We start from the raw sequence: 5,729 nt of genomic DNA on the forward strand, positions 1-5,729 counted from the left end.
GAATTGCCACAAGATACGATAAGCTAAAACGTAACTATCAAAGCGCTGTTGCTTTAGCTTGTATATTTATATGGTTGCCTCTTTAGCTCAATTTATCGGCTGTAAATGTCAACACACCCTAATCATTTGATGAACTAAAAAAGCACCTTCGGGTGCTTTTTTTTTGCTTCCCAAAAAGTGAATGCAGATTGAAGACTTGGTTTTAATCAACAACTCATCGGAATTAAAACAAATACGCTATATCTACACTTGTATATTGAATAAGCTTTCTTTGCGCTTAAAAAGCGACACTTATCTGATGACGTAGCTCAAAAGGTATGCATAAAAACAAATTAATGGACAATAAAAATGAAAAAGAATCTCTGGATCAGGACACTTCTTTGTATGACGGTTGCGGTGTCGCCATTTACTTTCGCAGCGACCAGCACTGCACCCGTTCCACCCAATAGCCAGCAAGTCTTTTTTGTCGGCAATAACTGGGATGGTACGGTTACTGTCATCAATCCTGCAAAAAACTATCAGAAAGTTGGTGTCATCAATATGGTGCCCGACAAAAAGGAACGGCTCACTGAAATTTACCTCAATCCAGTAAAATTGATCGCCTATAGCTATATTCGAAATACGGCAGGAGAGGGAAATGATCAATTGGTCGATGACATGTATTCCACACCAGATGGCAAATCGGTAGTTGCATCACGCCCAAGCTATGCAGATGTTGTCTCGATTAATATTACAACAGGGAGAATTAATTGGCGCACACCCGTTGAGGGATTTCGAGCAGACCATATGGCAGTATCCCCTGATGGGCAACAGGTTGCAGTATCAGCGTCTTCAGGAAATGTCGTACATATACTCGATATCAACACAGGCAAGGAGCTCGGGCGCTTTGCCACAGGAGATAAGCCACATGAAAATATTTACTTTGATGGTGGCACAAAAATTCTTAACTCAGCCATAGGTAATGTGGAAACCTCAATGGATGCAGCGTGGCAGGATTTCACTAAAGGCAAACGCTATATCACCATTGCCGATGCTAATAATTTTAAAGTCTTGAAGAAAATTGATTTTCGTCCTGCATTGGATGCCTTTGGCCGTAAAGACCTATCGAACGCTGTGCGTCCAATTGTGTTTAGCAAAGACGAATCCAAAATCTATGCACAAGTCTCATTTTTTAATGGCTTGGTCGAATATGATCTCAATCAAGGCAAAGTCACACGCATTGCACAGCTTCCGGGAAGTACAATTATTCCCTCTGATCGCACGAAATGGGTAAATGACTCACGTCATCATGGGCTTTCGATCAGTGGAGATGGTGAAAAACTATGTGTTGCAGGAACGATGGATGATTATGCCACCATCGTCGATCGTAAAACTTTGACCGCGGCGAAATTGATTGCTGCAGGCAAACCGTATTGGGCAACGCAAAGTCCAGATGGTAAACGCTGTGTCATTTCTGAAAGTGCCACAGATGCAGTAACCGTGATTGATTTTGCAACAGGTGAAAAAGTCATCACAGTTCCAGTTGGCAATCACCCACAGCGTGTTCGTTTAGGTTATGCACCAGCAGGATGGGGCAGTCAGTAAAACAGTTTAAATCAAAAGAAAATGGAAAAATCAGAGTCAAATCGGCTCTGAATTTTTTAATTGAAAAATATTTAGAGATTGAATCATGTATAAGAAATGGATTGTTATCGGGTTAGTGGTTGGCTTGATTTTATTGTTGATGATTCAGTTATTAAAACCAAAGCAGCAGGAGGTTCATGAACAGCTACCGTTAGATCAACAAAAAGTGTCTGAAACACGTTCAGAGCGAACTACAGAAAATGTATTGCAGCATTCAAGTTTTAATTCCAAACAATCAATACTCGACAGAGAAACGCATTCTGAGCTATTACAGCAACGTGAACAGGTATATCAACAATTTCAGCAAATAAACACGCTGATGAGTCAGGGACAGCAGCCGAATCAAAATCAAGTACTCGCTCTACTCGAGCAACAATATAACTTGGTTAAAAAAGGCGTCGTGAAATTGGATGAAGCCATTTCATCAATTCAATATTTACGACAAATACTTCCTGAAATGGACAGAGCTTTGGATAGACAGTTAGCTAAACTGGAACAACTCAAAAAATGAATTAACTTGAATAAATAAACTTTTAAACTAACCAAACTTAAATGAAATAATTAAGGTGAAGAACAAAAGTAGAGTGGCACGGAAATAGAATAGTAAATTAAAAAATGTTTTTTAAATCAAATGCTTGTAATTTAAATAAGGATTTTGAAAATAAACACTCCGAAGATGCCGCTGCAAATGTCGTGACCCTGAACCCGATGAGTTCAAGGTGGACGCGACGTACACTCGCTGGGTTTCCCACTCGAGGAGGGCATACGCTCAGAATATACAGAACACATCCATAAGTTTAAGTATCGGCAGGGGATTAGACCTAGCTGGCGAACACCTCAGAGATGTGCTCAGTATAACGAATTCAGCGTTATTGGCAAATCACCAAACACTGACAAAGTGTTTAAAATGAAGTAATCGGGCAAAGTATAATCACTAAACCACCGATTAATCAGTCAATTCTTCAACTTGTTCCAAAATATTTTGCAACAAAAGTTCGCAGTTTGCATATTCTTGCAAACTCTTATTCATTGACAGGACTTCTTGCATTAATTCAAGTGCGACCATAATGATCAGCTTACTCGGTTCCATACGTGGTGCTTTACGACGAAATTCATCGTATTTGTCATTCAGTAATTGTGCTGCGCGTTCTAAATCGGCTTGTTGGTCAGAAGTAGTTGCTAAACGGAAACTATGACCTAGAACTTTTAAATCAACTGCAATTTGTTCACTCATGATCAAACTTCCTCATTACTTTCAGTCGGATGTGCCAATTGTTGAATTTCTTGCGCATGTTGATCTTGAGCTGTACCTAAAATAGCTAAACGTTGAATAATCGCTTCAACTTTTGCTTTGGCATGTTCATTTTTTTGCAATAAACGTTCACGTTCTTGCTGCAAACCTTGAATTTCTTGTTGAGCATGACGCTGTTCATTTTGCATCTTTTCTTTAACGATACGTAGCTCATTACGTTCTGCCAAAATTTCTTGAAAACGATTTTTTAGATCAGTACAGCTTTTTTCAAGACGGCTATATCGGTCAGCCAAAGCAGTTGCATCAGTATTCAGCTGTTGAAGTTGAGCACGTGAATCAGTTAATTGCTCATTCAGCGTATCAATTTCTTCTTGTTTGGAGGTGATAATACCGTTCTTATGTACAATTTGAGCATGATGGTGCTCATCAGACGAGTTTTTCTCATCTTGTAGGGCATTATTTTCGCTTTCAAATTGCGCCAGTCGCTTTTTTAAAACGCTAATATGCGCTTGGAGACGCTGTAATTCTTCTAACATAACGTAGTCGCACAGTCTTGCAAACAAAGGTAATATATACGAAGTATAGAGATTGGATAAGCGAATGCAAGACGATATTTCAGGTTGGTCAGATTGGTCCCAGAATTTTTCTAAAATTGAAGAAATTTCAAGCCCAAGTGAGTTACATGGTCTACTCACTGGTATAGTTTGTGTGTCACAACCTCCGAGTCGTGAAGAGTGGCAACAAATTTTAGCAACGCTTGATGTAGCTGAATTAGACGAAGATGCGGTGGCATTGTTGACTGAAGAAGCAGAAGATGTAGCTCATTCACTTTCAGATGATGAACTCGACTATCTTCCTTTATTACCAGATGATGATCACTTGCTAGGTGAGCGTGTGCAAGCCTTGGCAGATTGGTGTGCAGGTGTTGTTCTTGGTTTTGGTTTGGCGGCAGGTCATCTGCGCACCAATGAACAAGAATTGATTGAGCATTTACAGGATGTCGCTTCAGTAGAATTTGAAGATTCAGATGATGATGAAGAAGGTGAAGAAAGCTATCAGGAATTATACGAATTTGTTCGTTTAATCCCAGTGAGCCTGTCTATGGGACGTACCAAAGTTGATGTTTCAGAAACACCGTTGCTACAACTGAGCGCTAAAAATTCATCGGCTCAAGTGGGGAATGTGGTTGAAATGTTCACCCCACATCGTCCAAGCTAAGGCTTTAATTTTGCTTATATCTATGTGAGGTATTACGTGTTTTTATACATTCCTCACATAGATTGAGAGATTCATATTCCATTGAATCAAAATTTAAACAATATCAGCCAGCAGGTATAAGAAGTATTTAAATGAAGAAATTAACTCAAGCAGATTTTCAGGAACGTCGTGACATCCTTGCAGGTGAAATGGGCTTGCGCAGCATCGCAATTATTGCAACGAGCAAAGAAGCCATGCGTAATCGCGACGCAGATTATAAGTTTCGAGCTGATAGTAGTTTCTTTTATTTAACAGGTTTTGCTGAACCTGAAGCGGTTGCAGTGATTGAAACCTTTGATAGCGAAGAAGAAGGTTATAGCTATAGTTTGTTCTGCCGTGAACGTGACCGTGAAATGGAAATTTGGAATGGCTACCGTGCGGGTGTAGATGGGGCTGTAGAAGATTATGAAGCTGATGAGGCTTATGCCATTGATTTATTAGACGAAGAAATTTTAGAAAAATTACAAAATAAAGATAAATTGTTCTATCGAATAGGTCAGCAAGCTGATTTCGATGCACGTGTTGCTAAGTGGATTGCAACAGCGAGTGGTGAATCACGCAAAGGTGCGAGTGCGCCTGCACAAGTGATTCAGCTTGATCGTATTATTGATGAAATGCGTCTGCACAAATCTGAAGATGAACTTGAAATGATGCAAATCGCATCGGATATTTCAGCAGAAGCACATACACGTGCAATGCAAACCGTTAAACCGGGCATGATGGAATATGCTTTGGAAGCTGAACTGAATTATGTGTTTGGTAAAAATGGTTGTGTACCGTCTTATAACAGTATTGTTGGTGGCGGTGAAAATGGCTGTATTTTGCATTATGTTGAAAACAACAAAGAACTCAAAGATGGTGATTTGGTACTGATTGATGCAGCATGTGAATATCAGCTGTATGCATCAGACATTACCCGTACTTTCCCAGTCAACGGTAAATTCAGCCCTGAACAAAAAGCACTTTATAATGTTGTACTTGATGCACAAATTGCGGCGATTGATGCTGTGCGTATCGGCAACTCTTATAAAGAACCACATAATGTTGCTGTACGTATTTTAGTTCAAGGTTTATTGGATCTTGGCATTATGCAAGGAGATATTGACGAAATCATCGCAAAAGAAAGTTACCGCCAATTCTATATGCATGGTACGGGTCATTGGCTTGGTATGGATGTGCATGACGTCGGTTCATACAAACAAGATGGTGAATGGCGTGCCTATGAAGAAGGCATGGTTGTAACGGTTGAACCGGGGCTCTATATTGCGCCTGATGATGAAAGCGTTGATGCGAAATGGCGTGGTATCGGTATTCGTATTGAAGATGATGTGGCTGTAACTAAAGCAGGTCCACGTGTTTTAACAGCTGCAGTGGTCAAGTCGGTGGAAGACATTGAAGCCTTGATGGCGCAGTAACTTGCAATGAATAAAAAAAGCCGGTCAGTTGATCGGCTTTTTTTGTGTACAAGAGTGTCCCGTCCTGAAATAAGTTTACACCTTAAGAGACTTATTTTATGGAACATGCACAAGAACAACGAGTTAAACGCACACAACGTGATTATAGCTTCGCCTTTAAAATGATGGTTGTACATGAAGTA

Annotated in this window: 6 protein-coding genes, 1 other RNA gene and 1 pseudogene; 5 read left to right on the forward strand and 3 right to left on the reverse strand. The window is 40.0% G+C overall.

Features of this window, described 5'->3' with window-relative positions; translation table 11 throughout:
• The 3 genes and pseudogenes from FTU05_RS17140 to FTU05_RS17150 all read left to right on the forward strand — a co-directional run.
• A pseudogene (locus FTU05_RS17140) lies at positions 1 to 86 on the forward strand (IS5/IS1182 family transposase); the annotation flags it as partial.
• 298 nt (positions 87 to 384) lie between these two features.
• Entirely contained in the window at positions 385 to 1,584 is a 1,200-nt protein-coding gene (locus FTU05_RS17145; protein WP_257230145.1) for a YncE family protein, read from the forward strand.
• An 85-nt stretch (positions 1,585 to 1,669) separates the two neighbouring features.
• Positions 1,670 to 2,134, forward strand: coding sequence for a hypothetical protein (locus FTU05_RS17150; RefSeq protein WP_180166155.1), 465 nt, complete (start codon positions 1,670 to 1,672; stop codon positions 2,132 to 2,134).
• A 153-nt stretch (positions 2,135 to 2,287) separates the two neighbouring features.
• Here the strand turns inward: FTU05_RS17150 and ssrS are convergent.
• From ssrS to FTU05_RS17165, 3 genes are all read right to left on the reverse strand, one after another.
• A non-coding RNA gene (gene ssrS / locus FTU05_RS17155) (6S RNA) lies at positions 2,288 to 2,470 on the reverse strand.
• A gap of 99 nt (positions 2,471 to 2,569) precedes the next feature.
• A complete protein-coding gene (locus FTU05_RS17160) occupies positions 2,570 to 2,857 on the reverse strand; it encodes a cell division protein ZapA (RefSeq protein ID WP_168378082.1) in 288 nt (95 codons plus the stop codon).
• A gap of 2 nt (positions 2,858 to 2,859) precedes the next feature.
• A complete protein-coding gene (locus FTU05_RS17165) occupies positions 2,860 to 3,411 on the reverse strand; it encodes a hypothetical protein (protein ID WP_078192940.1) in 552 nt (183 codons plus the stop codon).
• A gap of 64 nt (positions 3,412 to 3,475) precedes the next feature.
• On the opposite strand from FTU05_RS17165, the gene FTU05_RS17170 reads away from it, so the two are divergent.
• Both FTU05_RS17170 and pepP read left to right on the forward strand, forming a co-directional pair.
• Positions 3,476 to 4,093: a UPF0149 family protein gene (locus FTU05_RS17170; protein ID WP_111885849.1), complete on the forward strand. Its 618-nt coding sequence runs from the start codon at positions 3,476 to 3,478 to the stop codon at positions 4,091 to 4,093.
• Positions 4,094 to 4,224: 131 nt separating this feature from the next.
• Positions 4,225 to 5,547, forward strand: a complete 1,323-nt coding sequence (gene pepP / locus FTU05_RS17175; protein WP_180166157.1) for a Xaa-Pro aminopeptidase — start codon at positions 4,225 to 4,227, stop codon at positions 5,545 to 5,547.
• Positions 5,548 to 5,729: the final 182 nt, after the last annotated feature.

The sequence above is a fragment of the Acinetobacter sp. YH12049 genome (genome assembly GCF_013419875.1).
GTDB lineage: Bacteria > Pseudomonadota > Gammaproteobacteria > Pseudomonadales > Moraxellaceae > Acinetobacter > Acinetobacter amyesii.